The 607-nt window shown below is 47.1% G+C and carries 1 protein-coding gene; it reads left to right on the forward strand.

Annotation, left to right across the window (positions count from 1 at the left end; genetic code table 11):
- Positions 1-41: 41 nt before the first annotated feature.
- Positions 42-607, forward strand: a 566-nt coding sequence (locus tag C7R94_RS29750) for a YitT family protein (protein ID WP_146142872.1), incomplete at its 3' end; no start/stop codon positions are given.

A 607-nucleotide genomic window follows, 5' to 3' on the forward strand; every position in this document is an offset into this window, starting at 1 on the left:
AAAGATGAAATGGTAAGAAAAAACGGCTAAGGATGATCAAAATGGATGCAAAAACGGTTGCTCCGATCACTCATAAGCGGACGAAAAAAAGAAGGATCGCACTAAGAGCTCTCGGAATCATCATTGGAGCTTTGTTGGTGGCGGTCGGGCTGGAAATCTTTCTGGTTCCAAACAACATCATTGACGGTGGCGTAACCGGTGTTTCCATTATGGCCTCAAAGCTGACGGGAGGCCCACTCGGATTATTTTTATTCCTGCTGAACCTGCCCTTTTTACTGATTGGCTACAAGCAAATTGGCAAGACATTTGCCGTCTCTACGCTGTTCGGTGTCGTTGTGATGTCGGTGGGGACGAACTACCTCCATCATGTTCCTAGCTTGACGGACGATTTACTTCTCTCTGCTGTTTTTGGCGGAATCATCATCGGAATCGGTGTGGGACTTGTCATTCGCGCGGGCGGTTCCCTGGATGGAACGGAAATTGTTGCAATCCTGATGACGAGGAAAAGTCCGTTTTCGGTCGGCGAAATGGTCATGTTTTTTAACATTTTTATTTTGGGCAGTGCCGGCTTTATTTTTGGGTGGGACAGGGCCATGTACTCCTTAAT

The sequence above is a fragment of the Brevibacillus sp. NRRL NRS-603 genome (assembly GCF_003013445.1).
Taxonomy (GTDB): Bacteria; Bacillota; Bacilli; order Brevibacillales; family Brevibacillaceae; genus Brevibacillus; species Brevibacillus formosus.